We start from the raw sequence: 19,093 nt of genomic DNA, 5'->3' as shown, positions 1-19,093 counted from the left end.
GCACCGGGCCTGCGGCGGAACCGGGTGCCCCCGGCGGACCGGGCGAGGTTGGTGTTACCGTGGAATCCCGTGGATCGCGTGGATCACTTCGTTGATCCGACACCGGTTCGCACGACCGCGACAGACGACCACGGGAGCAGGCCTTGGCCCCTTCAGTACGGACGACCAGGCATATTTTCGTCACCGGTGGGGTTGCCTCCTCACTCGGTAAGGGCCTGACCGCCTCCAGCCTCGGAAACCTCCTCACGGCGCGGGGCCTTCGGGTCGTGATGCAGAAGCTCGACCCCTACCTGAACGTCGACCCCGGCACCATGAACCCGTTCCAGCACGGTGAGGTCTTCGTCACCGACGACGGCGCCGAGACCGACCTCGACGTCGGGCACTACGAGCGGTTCCTCGACCGGGCGCTTTCCGGCAAGGCGAACGTCACCACCGGGCAGATCTACTCCGAGGTGATCGCGAAGGAGCGCCGGGGCGAGTACCTCGGGGACACCGTGCAGGTGATCCCGCACATCACCAACGAGATCAAGGCCCGGATTCTGGCCATGGCCGATCCGGACGAGGACGGCCGTACCCCGGACGTGGTGATCACCGAGGTCGGCGGCACGGTCGGCGACATCGAGTCGCTGCCGTTCCTGGAGGCGATCCGGCAGGTCCGGCACGACCTGGGCCGGGACAACTGCTTCTACCTGCACGTGTCGCTGGTGCCGTACCTGGCGCCGTCGGGGGAGCTGAAAACCAAGCCCACCCAGCACTCGGTCGCCCAACTGCGCAACATCGGTATCCAGCCGGACGCCATCGTCTGCCGCTCGGACCGGGAGATCCCGGACAAGCTCAAGCACAAGCTGTCGCTCTACTGCGACGTCGACCGGGAGGCGGTGATCGCCGCCCCGGACGCGCCGAGCATCTACGACATCCCGAAGGTGCTGCACCGGGAGGGCCTGGACGCGTACGTGGTGCGCCGGCTCGGGCTGTCGTTCCGGGACGTCGACTGGCAGAGCTGGGACGACCTGCTGGAGCGGGTGCACCACCCGCACCACACCGTCCGGGTCGCGCTGGTCGGCAAGTACGTCGACCTGCCCGACGCGTACCTGTCGGTGAGCGAGGCGATCCGGGCCGCCGGGTTCGGCCACCGGGCCCGGGTGGAGTTGCACTGGGTGCCGAGCGACGACTGTGTCACCACCTCCGGCGCGGCGGCCGCGCTGGCCGGTGTCGACGGCATCGTCATCCCCGGCGGGTTCGGGGTACGCGGCATCGAGGGCAAGATCGGCGCCGCCCGGTACGCCCGGGAGAACGCCATCCCCATCCTCGGCCTCTGCCTCGGCCTCCAGTGCATGACCATCGAGGCGGCCCGGCACCTGGCCGGACTGGACGGCGCCAACTCGCTGGAGTTCGACGAGAAGGCCAAACACCCGGTGATCGCCACCATGGCCGACCAGGAGGACATCGTCGCCGGCCGGGGTGACCTGGGCGGCACCATGCGGCTGGGCGCGTACCCAGCGCGGCTGACCGAGGGCTCGGTGGTCGCGCAGGCGTACGGGGACACCGAGGTCAGCGAGCGGCACCGGCACCGGTACGAGGTGAACAACGCCTACCGGGACGCGCTGACCAAGGCGGGTCTGCACATCTCCGGTACCTCCCCGGACGGCCGGCTGGTCGAGTTCGTCGAACTGGACCGGTCGCTGCACCCGTTCTTCGTGGCGACCCAGGCGCATCCGGAGCTGAAGAGCCGGCCGACCCGGCCGCACCCGCTGTTCGCCGCGTTCGTCGGCGCGGTCGTCGCGTACTCGTCGGCGGACCAGCTCCCGGTGGAGCTGGCACCGGCGGCCGGCGCCGGGTCGACCGGCACCGGGGTTTCCGGAGCGGGGGCCGCCGCTACCAGGCTGGCGGGGGAGCGGTCCGAGCTGGCGGACCTCGCCGAGCCGGAGGGGGCCGCCGGACAGAACGGGCAGGTCCGGTCGGCGAAGGCGGGTTCGTCGTCGTGACCGGCGCTCCGGCCGGCGCGGCGGTGCCGGCGTGAACCCGTCGGGCTGTGGCGGTGCCGGCGTGGACCCGTCGGGCTGTGGCGGTGCCGGGGTGGATCCGGCGCGGTGTGGTGCTGGCGTGCGGGGTCGAGGGGTGGCGGTGCGGGCGTGAACGGTCGGGCCGACGGGCACGGCTACGAGGTGCGCGAGCGACGGGAACAGTTCCGGGGCAAGGTCTTCTCGGTGGTCACCGACCAGGTGGCGATGCCGGGCGGCCGGGTGGTGCCCCGGGACTACGTACGGCACGTCGGGGCGGTCGGGGTGCTCGCCCTGGACGAGCGGGGGCGGGCGGTACTGATCCGGCAGTACCGCCACCCGCTGCGCCGGGTGATCTGGGAGCTGCCCGCCGGGCTGACCGACGTCGCGGGTGAGGCACTGTCGGCGGGCGCGCTGCGGGAGCTGGCCGAGGAGGCGGATCTCGTCGCCGGCCGGCTGGACCTGCTGGTGGACGTGCACACCTCACCGGGGTACTCGGACGAGCTGATCCGGATCTTCCTGGCCCGGGAACTCTCCGAGGTGCCGCCCGAGCAGCGGCACGAGCGGCGCGACGAGGAGGCCGGGCTGGAGGTGATCCGGGTCGACCTGGACGAGGCGGTCTCGATGGTCCTGGCGGGCGAGATCACCAACGTGGCCTGTGTCGCCGGGGTGCTGGCGGCGGCCCGCTCCCGGGACCGGGGCTGGGCCGGACTCCGCCCCGCCGACTCGCCGCTGCCCTGACCACCGTCACCGCCATCGCCCGACGGTCCCGGCCGGTTCGCCGGATCGCCGTGGCTGACATACCGTCAAGGTTGCCGGTTACCCGCTGTCACAATGCTGGCTGCCGGAACACCGCCCCGGTCCTAGACTTCCGCGGGCGGGACGGTGGACGCGGTGGCAACGGAGCCGCCGCGCGTCGCGCGGCCGGGGCCGGTAGCCCCGGAGAGAGGTGTCGGAATCGTGAAGGTCGGAATTCCGCGCGAGGTCAAGAACCGCGAGTACCGGGTGGCCATCACCCCGGCCGGGGTGCACGAGTTCGTCCGTGCCGGCCACCAGGTGTACGTGGAGAGCGGCGCCGGAGCCGGGTCGTCCATCACCGACGCCGAGTTCGCGGCCGCCGGGGCCACGATCCTGGGCGACGCCGACGAGGTGTGGGGCGTCGCCGAACTGGTGCTGAAGGTCAAGGAGCCGGTCGCCGAGGAGTACCACCGGATGCGCGAGGGGCAGGTGCTCTTCACCTACCTGCACCTGGCCGCCTCGAAGGCGTGCACCGACGCGCTGCTGGACCGGAGGGTGACCGGGATCGCGTACGAGACCGTCGAGCTGCCCGACCGGTCGCTGCCGCTGCTCGCCCCGATGTCCGAGGTCGCCGGCCGGCTCGCCCCGCAGGTGGGGGCGTACCACCTGATGCGCTCCGGCGGCGGGCGCGGCGTGCTGATGGGCGGCGTCTCCGGGGTGTACGCCGCGAAGACCGTGGTGATCGGCGCCGGGGTGTCCGGCCGGAACGCCGCCGCGATCGCGCTCGGCCTGCAGGCCGAGGTGCTGCTGCTGGACCGGGCGGTCAACCAGCTCCGCCAGGCCGACGCCATCTACCGGGGCCACCTGCAGACGGTGGCGTCGAACACCTACGAGATCGAGCGGGCCGTCCTCGACGCCGACCTGGTGATCGGCGCGGTGCTGGTGCCGGGTGCCAAGGCGCCGACGCTGATCAGCAACGAGCTGGTCTCCCGGATGAAGTCCGGCAGCGTACTGGTGGACATCTCGATCGACCAGGGCGGCTGCTTCGAGGACTCCCGGCCGACCACCCACGACGACCCGGTCTACCCGGTGCACCAGTCGCTGTTCTACTGCGTGGCGAACATGCCCGGTGCCGTCCCGCACACCAGCACGTACGCGCTGACCAACGTCACCCTGCCGTACGCCCTCGAACTGGCCAACCACGGCTGGCGGGAGGCGCTGCGCCGCGACCCGGCGCTCGCGCTCGGGCTGAACACCCACGCCGGGCAGGTCACCTACGGCCCGGTCGCCGAGGCGCACGGGATGGCCACCCTGCCGCTGGCGGACGTCCTCGGATGAGCCGCCCGGGACCGGCGCTGGGGCTCGGTGGTGCTGCGGCGCTGGGGCTCGGTGGTGCTGCGGCGCTGGGGCTCGGTGGTGCCGCGGCACCGGGGGTGGGTGCCGCCGCGCGGGACGGCCGGGGGCCGGCCTGACCGCGCCGCCGCAGCCGGCCGGTGACGGGCCCGAACCGTCGCCGGCACTGCGCCGTGCCGTGCGCGGCTACCTCGACCACCTCACCGTCGAGCGCGGGCTGTCGGCGAACACGCTCAGCTCGTACCGCCGGGATCTGGAACGGTATCTGGCGACACTGGCCGCCGGCGGCGTCGAGGAGCTGGCGGCGGTCGGGCCGGCCGAGATCGCCGCGCACGTGGCCCGGCTGCGGGCCGGGGCGGACGGCCACCCGCCGCTGGCGGCGGCGTCCGCGGCCCGGGCCGCCAGCGCGGTCCGTGGCCTGCACCGGTTCGCGGTCCGGGAGGGCCTGGTCGGCCAGGACGCGAGTCGGGACGTACGCCCGCCGGTCCCGCCCCGGCGGCTGCCCCGGGCGCTGGACGTCACCGAGGTGGTCACGTTGCTGGAGACCGCCGGAGCGGTCGACGCGACCGGGCCCCGCGCCGCGCTGTCGCTGCGGGACCGGGCCCTGTTGGAATTCCTGTACGGCACCGGCGCGCGGATCTCCGAGGCGGTCGGCGCGGCGATCGACGACCTCGACCTGACCGACGGCTCGGTGCTGTTGCACGGCAAGGGCGGCCGGAGCCGGCTGGTACCGGTCGGCGGATACGCCGCCGAGGCGGTGCGGGCCTATCTGGTCCGGGCCCGGCCGACGCTGGCCGCCGCCGGACGGGGTGTGCCGACGGTCTTCCTCAACGCCCGGGGTGGCCCGCTGTCGCGGCAGAGCGCCTGGACCATTCTGCGCCGCGCCGCCGTCCGGGCCGGACTGCCGGTGGACGGGCCGCGCGCGGTCTCCCCGCACACGCTGCGGCACTCGTACGCCACCCACCTGCTCGACGGCGGCGCCGACGTCCGGGTGGTGCAGGAACTGCTCGGGCACGCCTCGGTGACCACCACCCAGGTGTACACGTTGGTCACCGTGGACCGGCTCCGTGAGGTGTACGCCACCGCGCATCCCCGGGCACGCGGCTGACCCGGGCGATCCCGGCCGCCCCGCCGGCGGGGTACTGTCGGGCGGCGGGTGCGATCCCGGTCGGGTCGTGGCAGTCGGCGGCCGGTTCGACACGCCGAGACGGTGCCCACTACGGTGCTGCGACGTGGCGTAGAGTCGGGATCTGGCGCGGCCTCGTGAGGCGGCAATCGAGGTTCGCGGCGGCGCCGCACAGGACACCGTTCGGCTCCGACGCCGGGCAGTCGTCGGGAGGGGGCGTACGAGGACATGGCTGGAAACGCTGACCGTGCCGAGGCGTGGACCTCAAGCCTGCGCGAGCAGCAGTCCGCCCTGGATCTCGGTGCCGAGTTGGGTCCGGCCGACCCGGCCGCGTACACGATCCGCAAGCCGATCCCCGAGCCGATGCCGACCGACCAGCACGGGCCGGCCCGGATCATCGCGATGGCCAACCAGAAGGGCGGGGTGGGCAAGACCACCACGACCATCAACCTCGGCGCCGCACTGGCCGAATACGGCCGCCGCGTGCTGCTGGTCGACTTCGACCCGCAGGGGGCGCTCTCGGTCGGCCTGGGCGTCAACCCGCACAACCTAGACCTGTCGGTCTACAACCTGCTCATGCAGGACGACGTCACCGCCGAGGACGTGCTGATCAAGACGGACGTCGCCGGGCTGCACCTGTTGCCGGCCAACATCGACCTCTCGGCCGCCGAGATCCAGCTCGTCAACGAGGTCGCCCGGGAGATGGCACTGGCCCGGGTGCTGAAGTCGATCCGCAAGGAATACGACTACGTCCTGATCGACTGCCAGCCGTCGCTGGGCCTGCTCGCCATCAACGCCCTCACCGTGGCCGACGGCGTGCTCATCCCGCTGGAGTGCGAGTTCTTCAGCCTCCGTGGCGTGGCCCTGCTGCTGGACACCATCGACAAGGTCCGCGAACGGCTCAACTTCGACCTGGAGCTGGAGGGCATCCTCGCCACCATGTACGACAGCCGCACCACGCACTGTCGTCAGGTGCTCCAGCGGGTGGTGGAGGCGTTCGGTGACAAGGTCTACCAGACCGTGATCACCAAGACGGTCAAGTTCCCCGAGTCCACGGTCGCGGGTGCGCCGATCACCACGCTGGATCCGGCCTCCTCCGGAGCCCGCAACTACCGCCAGCTCGCCCGAGAGGTGATCGCCGCGCAGGCCGAGCGGTAGTCAGGCGGGCGGTTCCGGCCGACGTCGGCCGGCGGTCTCGCGTTTCGTCTGTCCGGGCCCGGGTCGGTGCCCGCCGTGTCGAGGATCATCGGGTGAGTGACGGTACCGGAGCGACGCTGATGGCTGACGGTCCGGAACCGGTGGACTACGGTCGTCGGGTGAGTTCCCCGCCCACCTCCCCGGCCGCGCCGGACCCGCGGCCGCCCGCGTCGGATCCACCGTTGCCCTCGCCCGACTCGCTGCCGGCCGGGACGGTCGATGCCGACGAGCCGCCGGTCGCCGCCGACCGGGACGCGCTCACGGCCACCGGTCAGGACGCGGTCCCGGTGGACCCGACCGCCGATCCGGCGCACGCCGAGGCCGAGGCGGCGGGGGGCTTCACCGTACGGCTGGCGAACTTCACCGGTCCCTTCGACCTGCTGCTCCAGCTCATCGGCAAGCACAAGCTCGATGTGACCGAGGTCGCGCTGCACCGGGTCACCGACGAGTTCATCGCGTACATCCGGGCGATGGGGGACGACTGGGACCTGGACGAGGCGAGCGAGTTCCTCGTCGTCGCCGCGACCCTGCTCGACCTCAAGGCCGCCCGGCTGCTGCCGGCCGCCCAGGTGGAGGACGAGGAGGACCTGGCCCTGCTGGAGGCCCGGGACCTGCTCTTCGCCCGGCTGTTGCAGTACAAGGCGTTCAAGGAGGCATCCGGGCACATCGCCGAGCTGGAGGCGGTCGGCTCCCGGCGCTACCCCCGCGCCGTCGCCCTGGAACCGCGGTACGCCGAGGCGCTGCCGGACCTGGTGCTCGGGATCGGGGCGGACCGGCTCGCCGCGCTTGCGGTCAAGGCGATGACTCCGAAGAAGGCGCCGGTGGTCTCCATCGACCACGTGCACATGGTCCGGGTGAGTGTCCGGGAACACGCCGCGCTGTTGCGCGACCGGCTCCGCCGGGCCGGCATAGCCACTTTCCGGGTACTCTGCGCGGATTGCGAATCCACCCTTGAGGTGGTCGCCCGGTTCCTGGCCCTGCTGGAACTCTACCGGGAGGGGCTGGTCGGGTTCGCCCAGGTGGAGGCGCTCGGTGAGCTGACCGTACGGTGGACCGGTCCCGAGGACGGCGGCGCCGAACTCGACATCGACGAGTACGCGGGTGCGCCGGCACCACCGGAGCCATCGGCCGGCGGTGCCGAACCGGCGGTACCGGCGGAGAGTGGCACCGGACCGGTCGGGACCGAGCCGGACGGGGCGGCGACCGGACCGGACCTGACGGCCACCGGTCCGGATCTGACTGAGTCGGCCGGGACTGAGTCGGCCGGGACTGAGTCGGCCGGGACTGAGTCGGCCGGGACCGAGTCGGACGGGACGGCGACCGGGGACGAGACGCAGGAGGAAACACGGTGACCAGCGAAAGACGGCCCGACTCGCTGGCCGAGCAGGCGGCGGCCTGGGTGCCACCGTGGGAACGGCCGGCCGGGAGCGCGTCGCCGCAGCCCCCCGCCGAGACCTCCGACTCTCCGGTTGAGGGCGAGGCTGAAAATTCCTCCGGCGAATCGCGGGACCGCTCGGTCGAGGCCATCGGCTCCCGGATCGAGGCCATCGGCTCCGCTGTCGAAGGCCCGGGCGCGCGCGGCGAGGCGCCGGGTGCGCCGGTGGCAGAGCAGGATGTGCCGGTCGAGGGCTCGGACTCGGTTGCGGAGCGTCAGCAGTTCCCAGCCCGGGAGGTTGTCGACGAGCCGACCGGCGTGGCGGGTCTTGCCGATGGGCCGACCGGCGTGGCGCACCCTGCCGACGAGGACGTAGCGGTAGTGGAGCAGGCCGGGCAGAGGCCCGGCGGCGAGAAACGCGGTGCCGAGCCGGACGAGGCGGTGGGCGTACCCGAGGATGCCGGTCCGGACGCGGCCGGCGAGCCGGCGGCGGCGCCGGTGCCGGGCGGAGCCGGCCGGCGGGCCACGGCGCTGGCGCTGATCGACGACGACGAGCTGCGCGGCGCCTTGGAGGCCATCCTGCTGGTGGTGGACGAGCCGGTCACGGAGATCCTGCTGGCGCAGGTGCTGGAGCAGCCGACCGAGCGGATCTCGGCCATGCTGCAGCGGTTGTCCGCCGGTTACACGGCGGCTGGGCACGGCTTCGAGCTGCGCCGGGCCGCGGGTGGCTGGCGGCTCTACACCCGGCCGGAATACGCGACCTACGTCGAGCGGTTCGTGCTGGACGGGCAGTCCGTCCGGTTGACCCAGGCGGCCCTGGAGACCCTCGCCGTGGTCGCCTACAAGCAGCCGGTGACCCGGTCGCGGATCTCGGCCATCCGGGGTGTCAACTGTGACGGGGTGATCCGTACCCTGGTCACTCGCGGTCTGGTGGAGGAGTGCGGCACCGAGCCGGAGAGCGGAGCGTTCCTGTACCGGACCACGACGCTGTTCCTGGAGAAACTCGGGCTGGACACCGTCGCCCAGTTGCCCCCGCTGGCCCCGTTCCTGCCCGACGACGTGGAAGAGATAGCCGATGCCCCGCGATGACAATTCCGATGCCCCCGGTGTGGAGCGCCTGCAGAAGGTGCTTGCCGCGGCCGGCGTCGGCTCCCGGCGTGCCTGCGAGGACCTGATCTTCCGGCGCCGGGTCACCGTCGACGGGCGGGTCGCGCAGCTCGGCGACAAGGTCGACCCCGCCACCGCCGTCATCTACGTCGACGGTGAGCGGCTCGTCACCGACACCCGGCTGGTCTATCTGGCCATGAACAAGCCGCGCGGCGTGGTGTCGACGATGGCGGACGAGAAGGGTCGCACCGCGCTGGCGGACTTCCTCGGCCGGGTGGAGGAACGGGTCTACCACGTCGGTCGACTCGACGCCGACAGCGAGGGACTGCTGCTGCTGACCAACGACGGCACGCTGGCGCACCGGCTGATGCACCCGTCGTACGGGGTGCAGAAGACCTATCTGTGCGAGGTGGCGGGGCCGCTGTCCCGCAGTGCCGGCCGGCGGTTGAAGGCCGGCGTCGAGCTGTCCGACGGGGTGGCCCGGGTGGACGAGTTCCGCCTGGTGGACACGTTGGGACGTACCGCCCAGGTGGAGCTGACCCTGCACGAAGGCCGCAAGCACATCGTCCGGCGGCTGCTCGAGGAGGTCGGGCACCCGGTGTCCCGGCTGGTGCGTACCGCCATCGGTCCGATCCGGCTCGGGGACCTGCGGCCCGGGCGTACCCGCCGGTTGACCAATGCCGAGGTCGCCGCGCTCTTCAAAGCGGTCGGTGACTGACACCGGCCGGTCGGTGACTGACACCGGCCGGGCCTGACCTCGGCCGGACGCGGTTGCCCGGCGGCCGGCGGCGACGGGTGTTTGGGGCGGCCGCCGGCCGGACCCGCCGGAGGTGACCGTGTGCTGGGCCGCTGCCTCCGGTGTCGGGCGCGGGCCCGTCCGGCGGACGGGGCATGATGGACAGCGAACGCGGCGGCGCCGCCACGGCCGGCTGCCCGCGGAACTCGGCAGTGCCGGGCGTATCGCCCAGGGGATCGGTGGAGGAGGAACGGTGGCGGAAAAGGTACGGACCGGGCGATGTGTGGTTGCCGTGGACGGCCCGTCCGGTTCGGGGAAGTCCACCGTCTCCCGCCGGCTGGCCGGCGCGCTCGGCGCCCGTTACCTCGACACCGGGGCGATGTACCGGGCCGTCACCTGGGCGGTGTTGCGCTCCGGGGTCGACCCGCAGGACGCCGAGGCGGTGGCCAAGGTGGCGGGGGAGACCGACCTGAAGATCGGGGTGGACCCGGAGGCGCCGAGCGTGACCGCCGACGGCATCGCCGTCGACCGGGAGATCCGGGGCCCGGAGGTGACGACCGCGGTCTCTGCGGTGTCGGCCGTGCCCGCGGTACGGGAACTGCTCGTGAGGCAGCAGCGTGAAATGATCGACGCGGCCGGCCGGATCGTGGTCGAGGGTCGGGACATCGGCTCGGTGGTGGCGCCCGGCGCCGACCTCAAGGTCTACCTCACCGCCTCGGCCGAGGCACGGGCGCTGCGGCGCAGCGCGGAGAACGCCGCCGACCCGACCGCCACTGCCGCTGACCTGGCCCGGCGGGACCGGCTCGACTCCACCCGGGCCGCGGACCCACTGCGGCAGGCCCCGGACGCGGTGGTGCTGGACACCACCGCACTGGGCGTCGACGAGGTGGTCGCCCGGCTGCGTGACCTGCTCACCGAGCGGCGGCCAGGCCAGTGAGGCAGTGGATCGGCAGGATCGGTGCGGTAGTGGACGACCGGGGTAGCACCCGGTGCGGCGATGCCGTCGGGGTCTTCCCCGGCGGTGCAGTTGAGGAGGCGGCGTGAACGCGGGGGACGGTTGGGTCGAGCTGCGGGAGCCGGATGTCGTCGACGAGGCCGAGCCGACCGGTCCGGTGCCGGTGGTGGCGGTGGTCGGGCGACCCAACGTCGGCAAGTCGACGCTGGTGAACCGAATTATCGGCCGCCGGCAGGCGGTGGTGGAGGACACCCCGGGGGTGACCCGGGACCGGGTCCCGTACGACGCGCAGTGGTCGGGGCGGCAGTTCACGGTGGTCGACACCGGCGGCTGGGAGCCGGACGCGAGGGACCGGGCCGCCGCCATCGCCGGGCAGGCTGAGAACGCCGTCGCCACCGCCGACGTGGTGCTGTTCGTGGTCGACGCCACGGTCGGAGCCACCGATGTCGACGAGGCCGCCGTACGCATGCTCCGGCGCAGCGCCAAGCCCGTGCTGCTGGTCGCCAACAAGGCCGACAACACGGCCGTGGAGATCGAGGCGACCTCGCTGTGGTCGCTCGGGCTGGGCGAGCCACGGCCGGTCTCCGCGCTGCACGGTCGGGGCTCCGGCGATCTGCTCGACGCGATCCTCGAGGCGCTGCCCGACGCGCCGCCGGTCACCGAGGCGGGCCCGCGCGGGCCGCGCCGGGTGGCCCTGGTCGGCCGACCCAACGTCGGCAAGTCCAGCCTGCTCAACCGGCTCGCCAAGGAGGAGCGGGCGGTGGTCGACTCGGTCGCCGGCACCACCGTCGACCCGGTCGACAGCCTGGTCGAGATCGGCGGGGAGGTCTGGCAGCTGGTGGACACCGCCGGGCTGCGTAAGCGGGTCGGCAAGGCCAGCGGCACGGAGTACTACGCGAGCCTGCGTACCGCGGCGGCGATCGAGGCGGCCGAGGTGGCGGTGGTGCTGCTCGACGCCAGCGAGCCGATCAGCGAGCAGGACCAGCGGATCCTCACCACGGTCACCGAGACCGGCCGGGCCCTGGTGATTGCCTTCAACAAGTGGGACCTGGTCGACGCGGACCGCCGCTACTACCTGGACAAGGAGATCGAGCGCGAGCTGCGTCGAATTCCCTGGGCGATCCGGATCAACGTCTCGGCGAAGACCGGACGGGCGGTGGACAAGCTCGCCCCGGCGCTGCGTACCGCGCTGGCCAGTTGGGAGACCCGGGTCCCGACCGGGCAGCTCAACCAGTGGCTGACCGCGCTGGTGCAGGCGACGCCGCACCCGGTGCGGGGCGGCCGGGCGCCGCGGGTGCTCTTTGCCACCCAGGCCGGTACCTGCCCTCCCCGGTTCGTGCTCTTCACCACCGGCCCGCTGGACGCCGGCTACCAGCGGTTCGTCGAACGCAAGCTCCGCGAGGAGTTCGGCTTCGAGGGCAGCCCGGTGGAGGTGTCGGTACGCCCCCGCAAGAAGATCGGTGCCGGTGGGCGGGGCAAGCCGCACGGCTGAGCCTCGCCGCAGGTCCGTCGTCTCGCGAGGTCCATCCCGTCGCGCCGCTCCGCCAGCGGACCGCCCGCGACGATCACACTCTGTGGCTCCTGGTAATGACCTATCTTCCTAGGACGCGGTAGGGGTTGTGGTGGGGAGTGAAGGGACGACCTCGGCGACGGAGGGCGGCAGGCCGTTGCGCGTACGAAACGGTGCTGCGCTACGCTGTACCGGCTGTCGCACGGTGCGCCGGGCGGGAGCGGGACGTGGCGCAGTTTGGTAGCGCACTTGACTGGGGGTCAAGGGGTCGTCGGTTCGAATCCGGCCGTCCCGACAGCGAGAGGGTTTCCGCAGGTCAGGGACTTGAGGGAGCCCTCTTCTCATTGCTCGGCATGAATGCCCGGGACGGCCTCGCGGCGCAACACGGCGACTTCATGCCGTAGCACCAGCAACTCCGCTTGACGGCATCGCTTCGCACGAGGGCGCGGGAGCCAGCCGAACATCCGAACCACGATCAGGTACGGCAACGGACGTCACGAACCGGTCGTGCCGCAGTCAGACGAAACCTGAGCTCATAGCCCATGCGTCTAGTTTCGGCCGTGTACACGACCTCGGCGCAATCAAGGGTCCTGGGATCGGGCTCGGTGGCGGCGTGCCGCCGCCGAGCGTTCAGCCAGTTGCAGCATGTACGCGGTGCGTGCGTGTTTGGCCATGGCGGCGCGGACTTCGTCGGGCAGCGCGCCGTCGGGGTCGACCTGGCGCTCGAACCGCTTGAGGAATGCTCTGGTGCCGGGGGAGGTGCGGGCCGTGCGGTCGCTGGTGTTGGCCCAGGAGGCATGTGCGGCGATGCGGCCCGGCGGCGGCGCTGCAGCGGGGTGATGCCCGTCTCTGCTCCACGCCCGCCTGTCTGCGGCTTCCCTTCGTGGTCAGACACGTTCACCGATTCGCATCCGGGCTTGTATCTGCTGGGCCCGCTCGGCGGCAGCGCTGGCGCCGTAGTGGCGTGGCATGTCCTCGGACGTCCAGCCGAGCACCAGCATCAAATCACCGGTGTCTCCCCCCGGCCAGCTTCCATTCGTGTGCGTAGGTGTGCCGCCAGCGGTGGGCGTGCACGCCATCGACCCCGGCGCGCAGACCCCGCCGTTTGAGCATGAGCTTGATGCCGTTGGCGGTCAGCGGCTGCGTGCCGCGTACCGCCAGCCACAGGTCGGATAGCCCGAAGCCCTTGTGGCCGCCGCGGGCGCGCAGGTAGGGGCTGACCGCCCGAGCGGTCTTGGGCGCGAGCCGAACCCGGCGGTCCTTGTGGCACCCTTGCCGTGGTAGCGCACCGTATCCAGTGACAGGTCGACATCGTCGATGTGCACGTTCGCCACCTCGGACAACCGGGCTCCGGTGTTGGCCAGCAGCCGGATGATCGCCTCGTCGCGGACGTGGACGAAGTCCTTGCCTTTGCACGTGTCGAGCAGCTTCTTGGTGTCCTCGTCCCGAATGATCGGGATGAGGCGCTTCGGCGTCTTGGGTTGCCGCACCCGCAGCATTGGCGACTGGTCGATCTCCTCCTCGTCGACCGTGAGCCACTTGAAGAACTGCTGCAGGGCCTTGTGTTTGTTCAGCGCCGTGGCCGGCGACCGGGTTGTGATCATCCACGCTTGAAAGGCCTCGACGTGCCGTCGAGTCACGGCTGTCGGCGTGCCTGCCGCCTCCCGTTGACCGTCGTCGACGAGGTACCGGCCCAGTTGCGCAACGGCGAGGAGGTAGTTGTAGCGCGTCGTCCCGTGACCAGGCATGTCGTACACCACTCCCATGGACGCAACCGGACCGGCGGCGGGCGGGCGGCCCGAAGCGCCCCGCACGCGCCGAGCCGGGCAGAGTCCGACCCGATCAGCGCCGAACGCGGCACCCTCGCCCGTCATACCCGGTCAAGGTGTGCCGTGGCAGAAGCTGGCTCGAAACAATCCTTGTCGGACGCATCAGCGGGTCGTCGTCGAGCATCTTGTAGGGAAAGCGGCCCGATTCCTCGGTTCGCGAATCTTTCTGACCTACTCGCTGTACCGGTCGACAAAGAGCCAGGGAGGCACTTATGACCAAGCGATCACTCCTCCGGAACCGAGCTACGATCTGCGGGGTCGTCACCGCACTCGCCACGTCGCTCGTACTGCTCGGCGCCACTTCGGCACGAGCCGACGGCGGTGCCGGTGAGAGCCGACGAGCGCCGGCTCCGGCGGCGGCCGATGCCTGCACAGTCACGAACATCTCCACCAACATCCTTTACGTCCACAACCAGCCAAGCACCAGCAGCGCGGCGTGGGGCTACCTCTGGCCCGGACCGGGTAGCGGTTCGTCGGCGCCCTGCTACGGCGGCTTCTTCCAGGGCGCCGTAGGCACCCCGCACACCCTCTGCGGTGGTGGCGACTTCTACGCCGCGATCTACTTCTTCGGCGTACTGGGCTGGGTCCCGTACAGCTGCGTCAGCGTCAGCTGACCGATGCTCTCGCACGCCCGGTGTGCCCGCCGCTGGTGGGCACACCGGCACGTTCCAGGAAGGCAGAAAGACGGGGCTGTTGCGTTCGCGGTTTGACGGGCGAGGTCAGCCGCGTTGGCAGCTCAGGTCAGATCGCCTGGGCCAGCTCGGTGAATGCTGAGGCGACCCGGCCTGAGGGTGGGGTGTCGGTGGCGAACTCGTAGTGTCCTCGGCGGAGGTTCTGGACGAAGGCATGTCCGGCCATGATCACTTGGGCTGTCCGGTCGGTGCGGAGTCCGCGCATCGGTTTCAGTCGGTGCTTGAGGCGGCTGTGGTCGGCTTCGATCGGGTTGTTGGCGTACCGCTCGACGTGATGCCACGCCGACGGCACCAGTTCATCAAGTACCCGGGGTAGACGGGGCGGCGTCGGTGACCACCTCGGTCGGTGTGACCTTCAGCGTGGCCAGCGCCCTGCGGAAGAACCGTCGGGCCGTGGCGGCGTCCCGACGCTGCGATACGAGCACGTCGATGACCTGCCCGTGCTGATCGACGGCCCGGTAGACGTAGCGCCAGATCCCGTTGACTTTGACGTAGGTCTCGTCGACGAACCACCGGTCGCCCGGTGCGTGACGACAGAACAGGGCGGCGTCGGCCAGTAGCGGGGTGAACCTTTGCACCCATCGGTAGACGGTGACGTGATCAACCTCGACCCCGCGTTCGGCCAGGAGTTCCTCGACGTCACGGTACGAGAGGTTGAACCGGAGGTACCAGCGGATCGCGAGAACGATCACTTCGGGCGGTAACCGGAACCCGGCGAACGCTGAGGACGGCGGAGACCGGGACCGGGAAGGGGCAGCCGACCTCATCAGCGCAGCTGATCACATCAGTAGCCGACCTGCCTCTCGCCCAACGCAACAGACCCTGCGCCGCTATCTCCAGCTGGCCCCCGGCGCCCGCCCGCACATTCCGGTCGAGCGGGAGGCACCGCTGGGAGAGTTCGAGCGGGTGGTGGCAGGTTTCCCGGTCTTCCGCATCACGCCCGACCCGACCGGCCGGTAGCCGACCCGGCCGCACGTCGGACACCACCGGGCCGGGTCCGATAGGAATCGGCCCGGATGGTTGGCGAGGGCGAACACGCCGCCGCGCGGGCCTCGGTTCGTCCGGCCCGGACCAACGGGACCATAGCCCCTGTCTGGCAGCCGAGGCCCCGACCAGGCTGGGAGGCACGTTCCCTCCCTACCTGCGAGAGGCCGCACTCATGGAGACGACCCTGGAGACGACGACGGCGCCGCTGAGCGAGGCGGAGCTGGCGCGACTGGACGCGTACTGGCGGGCGGCGAACTACCTCACCGTCGGCCAGATTTACCTGCTGGACAACCCGCTGCTGCGCGAACCCCTGCGGCGCGAGCACATCAAGCCGCGCCTGCTCGGGCACTGGGGCACCAGTCCCGGCCTCAGCCTGCTCTACGCCCACCTGAACCGGGTGATCGTGGCCCGTGACCTGGACGCCATCTACATCACCGGTCCCGGACACGGCGGCCCCGCGATCGTGGCGAACACCTGGCTGGAGGGCACCTACAGCGAGCTGTACCCGTCGGTGTCCCGCGACGAGGCCGGGATGGCCCAGCTGTTCCGTCAGTTCTCCTTCCCCGGCGGCATCCCCAGCCACGTCGCCCCGGAGGTGCCCGGCTCGATCCACGAGGGCGGCGAACTCGGGTACTCGCTCATGCACGCCTACGGCGCCGCGTTCGACAATCCCGACCTCCTCGTCGCCTGCGTGATCGGCGACGGTGAGGCCGAGACCGGCCCCCTGGCCGCGAGCTGGCTGTCGAACGTCTTCCTCAACCCCGCCAGGGACGGCGCGGTCCTACCGATCCTGCACCTGAACGGCTACAAGATCGCCAACCCGACCGTGCTCGACCGGATCCCCCGGGACGACCTGGAAGCGCTGATGCGCGGCTACGGCTACCAGCCCCACGTGGTGGAGGGCGACGACCCGACCACGGTCCACCAGCTCCTGGCCGCGACGCTGGACCGGGCACTGGACGACATCTCGGCGATCCAGCGGCACGCCCGCACCACCGGCGAGGTGACCCGACCGCGCTGGCCGATGGTCGTCCTGCGTACCCCGAAGGGCTGGACCGGGCCCGCGACCGTCGACGGGCAGCAGGTCGAGGGGACCTTCCGGGCCCACCAGGTGCCGATCTCGCAGGTCCGGGACAACCCGGAGCACCTGCGGCAACTGGAGGAGTGGCTGCGCTCGTACCGGCCGGAGGAGCTCTTCGACGCCACCGGCACCCCGGTCCCGGACCTGGTCGCCCTGCCGCCGACCGGCGAGCGGCGGATGGGCGCCAACCCGCACGCCAACGGCGGCGTTCTCCTGCGTGACCTGGTGCTGCCGGACTTCCGTAGCTACGCGGTACCCGTCGACCGGCCGGGCGGGTCGACGGCGGAGGCCGCCCGGGTGCTCGGCGGCTGGATCCGCGACGTGATCCGGGCGAACCCGGACCGGTTCCGGCTGTTCGGCCCGGACGAGGTTGCCTCCAACCGGCTGGGTGCCGCGTTCGAGGTCACCGACCGGGCGTTCCTCGGCGCACCGCGTGACGGCGACGACCACCTCGCCCCGGACGGACGGGTGCTGGAGGTTCTGTCGGAGCACCTGTGCCAGGGGTGGTTGGAGGGCTACCTGCTCACCGGCCGGCACGGCCTGTTCACCAGCTACGAGGCGTTCATCCACGTCGTGGACGCGATGGTCAACCAGCACGCGAAGTGGCTCAAGGTGACCCGTCACATCCCGTGGCGGCGGCCGGTCGCCTCGCTGAACTACCTGCTCTCCTCGCACGTGTGGCGGCAGGACCACAACGGCTTCTCCCACCAGGATCCCGGGTTCATCGACCACATCGTCAACAAGAAGGCCGAGGTCGTCCGGGTCTACCTGCCACCGGACGCGAACACCCTGCTCTCCACGATGAACCACTGCCTGCGCAGCCGGCACTACATCAACGTGGTCGTGGCGGGCAAGCAGGCGGCGCCGAACTGGCTCTCGATGGACGAGGCGGCGCTGCACTGCCGGCGGGGCCTCGGCATCTGGGACTGGGCCAGCAACGACGGCGGGCAGCAGCCCGACGTCGTACTGGCCTGCGCCGGCGACGTACCGACGCTGGAGACTCTCGCCGCCGCCGACCTGCTCCACAGGCACCTGCCCGATCTCAAGGTGCGGGTGGTCAACGTCGTCGACCTGATGCGGCTACAGCCGGAGAGCGAGCACCCGCACGGCATGTCGGACCACCAGTTCGACACCGTCTTCACCACCGACCGGCCGGTCATCTTCGCCTACCACGGGTACCCGTGGCTGATCCACCGGTTGACGTACCGGCGGACAAACCATTGCAACCTGCACGTACGCGGATACAAGGAGGAGGGCACCACGACCACGCCGTTCGACATGGTGATGCTCAACGACCTCGACCGCTACCACCTGGTCATCGACGTGATCGACCGCGTTCCGGGCCTGGGTGCCCGGGCCGCCCACCTGCGCCAAGCGATGGTCGACGCCCGGCAGCGCTGCCGTGACCACACCCGCCGGCACGGCGAGGACGCCCCGGAGATCACCGAGTGGCGCTGGACCGATCCCGGTACGGTCTCGACTCCCTGACCTTGGAGGGGGGTGTGTCACCCGGCCCGGACGATCGTGCGATCGTCCGGGCCGGCGCGGTTCGGTTGGCGGCATCGAGGGCCGGCGGCGGCAGCCGGGGCGGCGCCGGCCGGTCAAGCGCCGCCGGGTGCGGCATGCGTCAGGACCGTGTCGTCGGCGTCGAACGTCAGGTGGTCCTCGACGGCGACCACCCCTGCCACGGCCAGGCTCAGTCGCGCGGCGGAGACCGCGGTGCTGCGCCGGTCCAGCGTGCCGGTGAGGGTGACGACGCCGTCGCGCACCTCGACTCGGACGGTGCCGTCCCGGATCGCCAAAATCCGGTGCAGCACGCCGTTGGTCACATCGCGGCCGATGTCCGCGTCCGGGCGTAGATGTACCTTGAGCAGGTCGCCGCGGGTGACGACGCCGACCGCCCGGCCGAGGTCGTTGACGACGACCAGCCGCTTGACGTGCCTGGCGTTCATCCGCCGGGCGGCAGTCAGGATCAGGGCGCTCGGCCTGATGGTGATCGCCGGCACGGTCATCAGGTCCTTCGCCTCCACCGCCGTGGCCTTCGTCCACGCGGCACGCCGCCGCCGGCTCCCAAAGATCTGCCGAGTCCCGGGATGCCCCTCGGTCTCGATCTTGTACAGCAGGTCCGTTTCGGAGACCACGCCGAGCACCAGTCCGGCGGCGTCGACCACGGGCACCGCGCTGATCCGCAGTTCGCTCAGAATGTCGACAATCTGCCGGTACGACGTCTCTGCGCTCACCGTGGCGACGTCCCTGGTCATGACGTCGGCCACTGTCCACAGCCTCATCGTCGCCTCGCCTTCGATGGCCTCTCTGTTGCCTTGACGATATGGCGGGCGCCACCTGGGCGTTCAGGGTCGTTCTGCCGGGCCGGCCGGGACCAACTGCCCTCCCGGTCAGGTCTGGC

Annotated in this window: 14 protein-coding genes, 1 tRNA gene and 2 pseudogenes; 14 read left to right on the top strand and 3 right to left on the bottom strand. The window is 71.4% G+C overall.

Annotated features, from left to right (window positions below):
* Positions 1 to 143 precede the first annotated feature (143 nt).
* The 12 genes and pseudogenes from R6Y94_RS42575 to R6Y94_RS42520 form a co-directional block, all read left to right on the top strand.
* A pseudogene (locus R6Y94_RS42575) lies at positions 144 to 1,880 on the top strand (CTP synthase); the annotation flags it as partial.
* A 252-nt stretch (positions 1,881 to 2,132) separates the two neighbouring features.
* Positions 2,133 to 2,741, top strand: coding sequence for an NUDIX hydrolase (locus R6Y94_RS42570; protein WP_318402865.1), 609 nt, complete (start codon positions 2,133 to 2,135; stop codon positions 2,739 to 2,741).
* Positions 2,742 to 2,960: 219 nt separating this feature from the next.
* Positions 2,961 to 4,076, top strand: a complete 1,116-nt coding sequence (gene ald / locus R6Y94_RS42565; protein ID WP_318402863.1) for an alanine dehydrogenase — start codon at positions 2,961 to 2,963, stop codon at positions 4,074 to 4,076.
* Positions 4,073 to 4,210, top strand: coding sequence for a hypothetical protein (locus R6Y94_RS42560; protein ID WP_318402861.1), 138 nt, complete (start codon positions 4,073 to 4,075; stop codon positions 4,208 to 4,210). Before ald ends, R6Y94_RS42560 begins: the two co-directional genes overlap by 4 nt.
* Positions 4,207 to 5,199 carry a site-specific tyrosine recombinase XerD gene (locus R6Y94_RS42555; RefSeq protein WP_318402894.1) on the top strand — a complete coding sequence of 331 codons (993 nt, stop codon included), beginning with the start codon at positions 4,207 to 4,209 and terminating at the stop codon, positions 5,197 to 5,199. The genes R6Y94_RS42560 and R6Y94_RS42555 overlap by 4 nt, the downstream gene beginning before the upstream one ends.
* Positions 5,200 to 5,445: 246 nt before the next feature.
* Positions 5,446 to 6,375 carry a ParA family protein gene (locus tag R6Y94_RS42550; protein WP_278062609.1) on the top strand — a complete coding sequence of 310 codons (930 nt, stop codon included), beginning with the start codon at positions 5,446 to 5,448 and terminating at the stop codon, positions 6,373 to 6,375.
* Between the two features lie 92 nt (positions 6,376 to 6,467).
* Positions 6,468 to 7,766, top strand: a complete 1,299-nt coding sequence (locus R6Y94_RS42545) for a ScpA family protein (protein ID WP_318402859.1) — start codon at positions 6,468 to 6,470, stop codon at positions 7,764 to 7,766.
* Positions 7,767 to 8,014: 248 nt separating this feature from the next.
* Positions 8,015 to 8,878: an SMC-Scp complex subunit ScpB gene (gene scpB / locus R6Y94_RS42540; protein ID WP_412103006.1), complete on the top strand. Its 864-nt coding sequence runs from the start codon at positions 8,015 to 8,017 to the stop codon at positions 8,876 to 8,878.
* The gene (locus tag R6Y94_RS42535) at positions 8,865 to 9,614 is read left to right on the top strand and encodes a pseudouridine synthase (RefSeq protein WP_318402855.1); all 750 of its coding nucleotides are present in this window, start codon (positions 8,865 to 8,867) and stop codon (positions 9,612 to 9,614) included. Before scpB ends, R6Y94_RS42535 begins: the two co-directional genes overlap by 14 nt.
* A gap of 271 nt (positions 9,615 to 9,885) precedes the next feature.
* Positions 9,886 to 10,569: a (d)CMP kinase gene (cmk, locus tag R6Y94_RS42530; protein ID WP_318402853.1), complete on the top strand. Its 684-nt coding sequence runs from the start codon at positions 9,886 to 9,888 to the stop codon at positions 10,567 to 10,569.
* 103 nt (positions 10,570 to 10,672) lie between these two features.
* Positions 10,673 to 12,079: a ribosome biogenesis GTPase Der gene (gene der, locus R6Y94_RS42525; RefSeq protein WP_412103004.1), complete on the top strand. Its 1,407-nt coding sequence runs from the start codon at positions 10,673 to 10,675 to the stop codon at positions 12,077 to 12,079.
* A gap of 239 nt (positions 12,080 to 12,318) precedes the next feature.
* Positions 12,319 to 12,392 (top strand) — tRNA-Pro (locus R6Y94_RS42520).
* Positions 12,393 to 13,230: 838 nt separating this feature from the next.
* Here R6Y94_RS42520 and R6Y94_RS42515 read toward each other — a convergent pair.
* Positions 13,231 to 13,971, bottom strand: coding sequence for a tyrosine-type recombinase/integrase (locus R6Y94_RS42515; RefSeq protein WP_318402851.1), 741 nt, complete (start codon positions 13,969 to 13,971; stop codon positions 13,231 to 13,233).
* Between the two features lie 167 nt (positions 13,972 to 14,138).
* On the opposite strand from R6Y94_RS42515, the gene R6Y94_RS42510 reads away from it, so the two are divergent.
* Complete coding sequence (locus R6Y94_RS42510) at positions 14,139 to 14,540, top strand: hypothetical protein (protein WP_318402849.1); 402 nt, start codon at positions 14,139 to 14,141, stop codon at positions 14,538 to 14,540.
* 127 nt (positions 14,541 to 14,667) lie between these two features.
* On the opposite strand, the pseudogene R6Y94_RS42505 reads toward R6Y94_RS42510, so the two are convergent.
* Positions 14,668 to 15,385: pseudogene (locus tag R6Y94_RS42505) on the bottom strand (IS6 family transposase).
* 392 nt (positions 15,386 to 15,777) lie between these two features.
* Between R6Y94_RS42505 and R6Y94_RS42500 the strand changes: the two are divergent.
* Positions 15,778 to 18,174 (top strand): phosphoketolase, encoded by a 2,397-nt coding sequence (locus R6Y94_RS42500; protein ID WP_412103003.1) that lies wholly within the window; start codon positions 15,778 to 15,780, stop codon positions 18,172 to 18,174.
* Positions 18,175 to 18,287: 113 nt separating this feature from the next.
* Here the strand turns inward: R6Y94_RS42500 and R6Y94_RS42495 are convergent, their stop codons facing one another.
* Positions 18,288 to 18,974 carry a CBS domain-containing protein gene (locus R6Y94_RS42495; RefSeq protein ID WP_318402847.1) on the bottom strand — a complete coding sequence of 229 codons (687 nt, stop codon included), beginning with the start codon at positions 18,972 to 18,974 and terminating at the stop codon, positions 18,288 to 18,290.
* Positions 18,975 to 19,093 lie beyond the last annotated feature (119 nt).

This window comes from Plantactinospora sp. KLBMP9567 (assembly GCF_033446045.1).
Taxonomy (GTDB): Bacteria; Actinomycetota; Actinomycetes; order Mycobacteriales; family Micromonosporaceae; genus Plantactinospora.
Note: the sequence above shows the minus strand (reverse complement) of the source record. Positions and strands in the feature narration are given on the sequence as shown.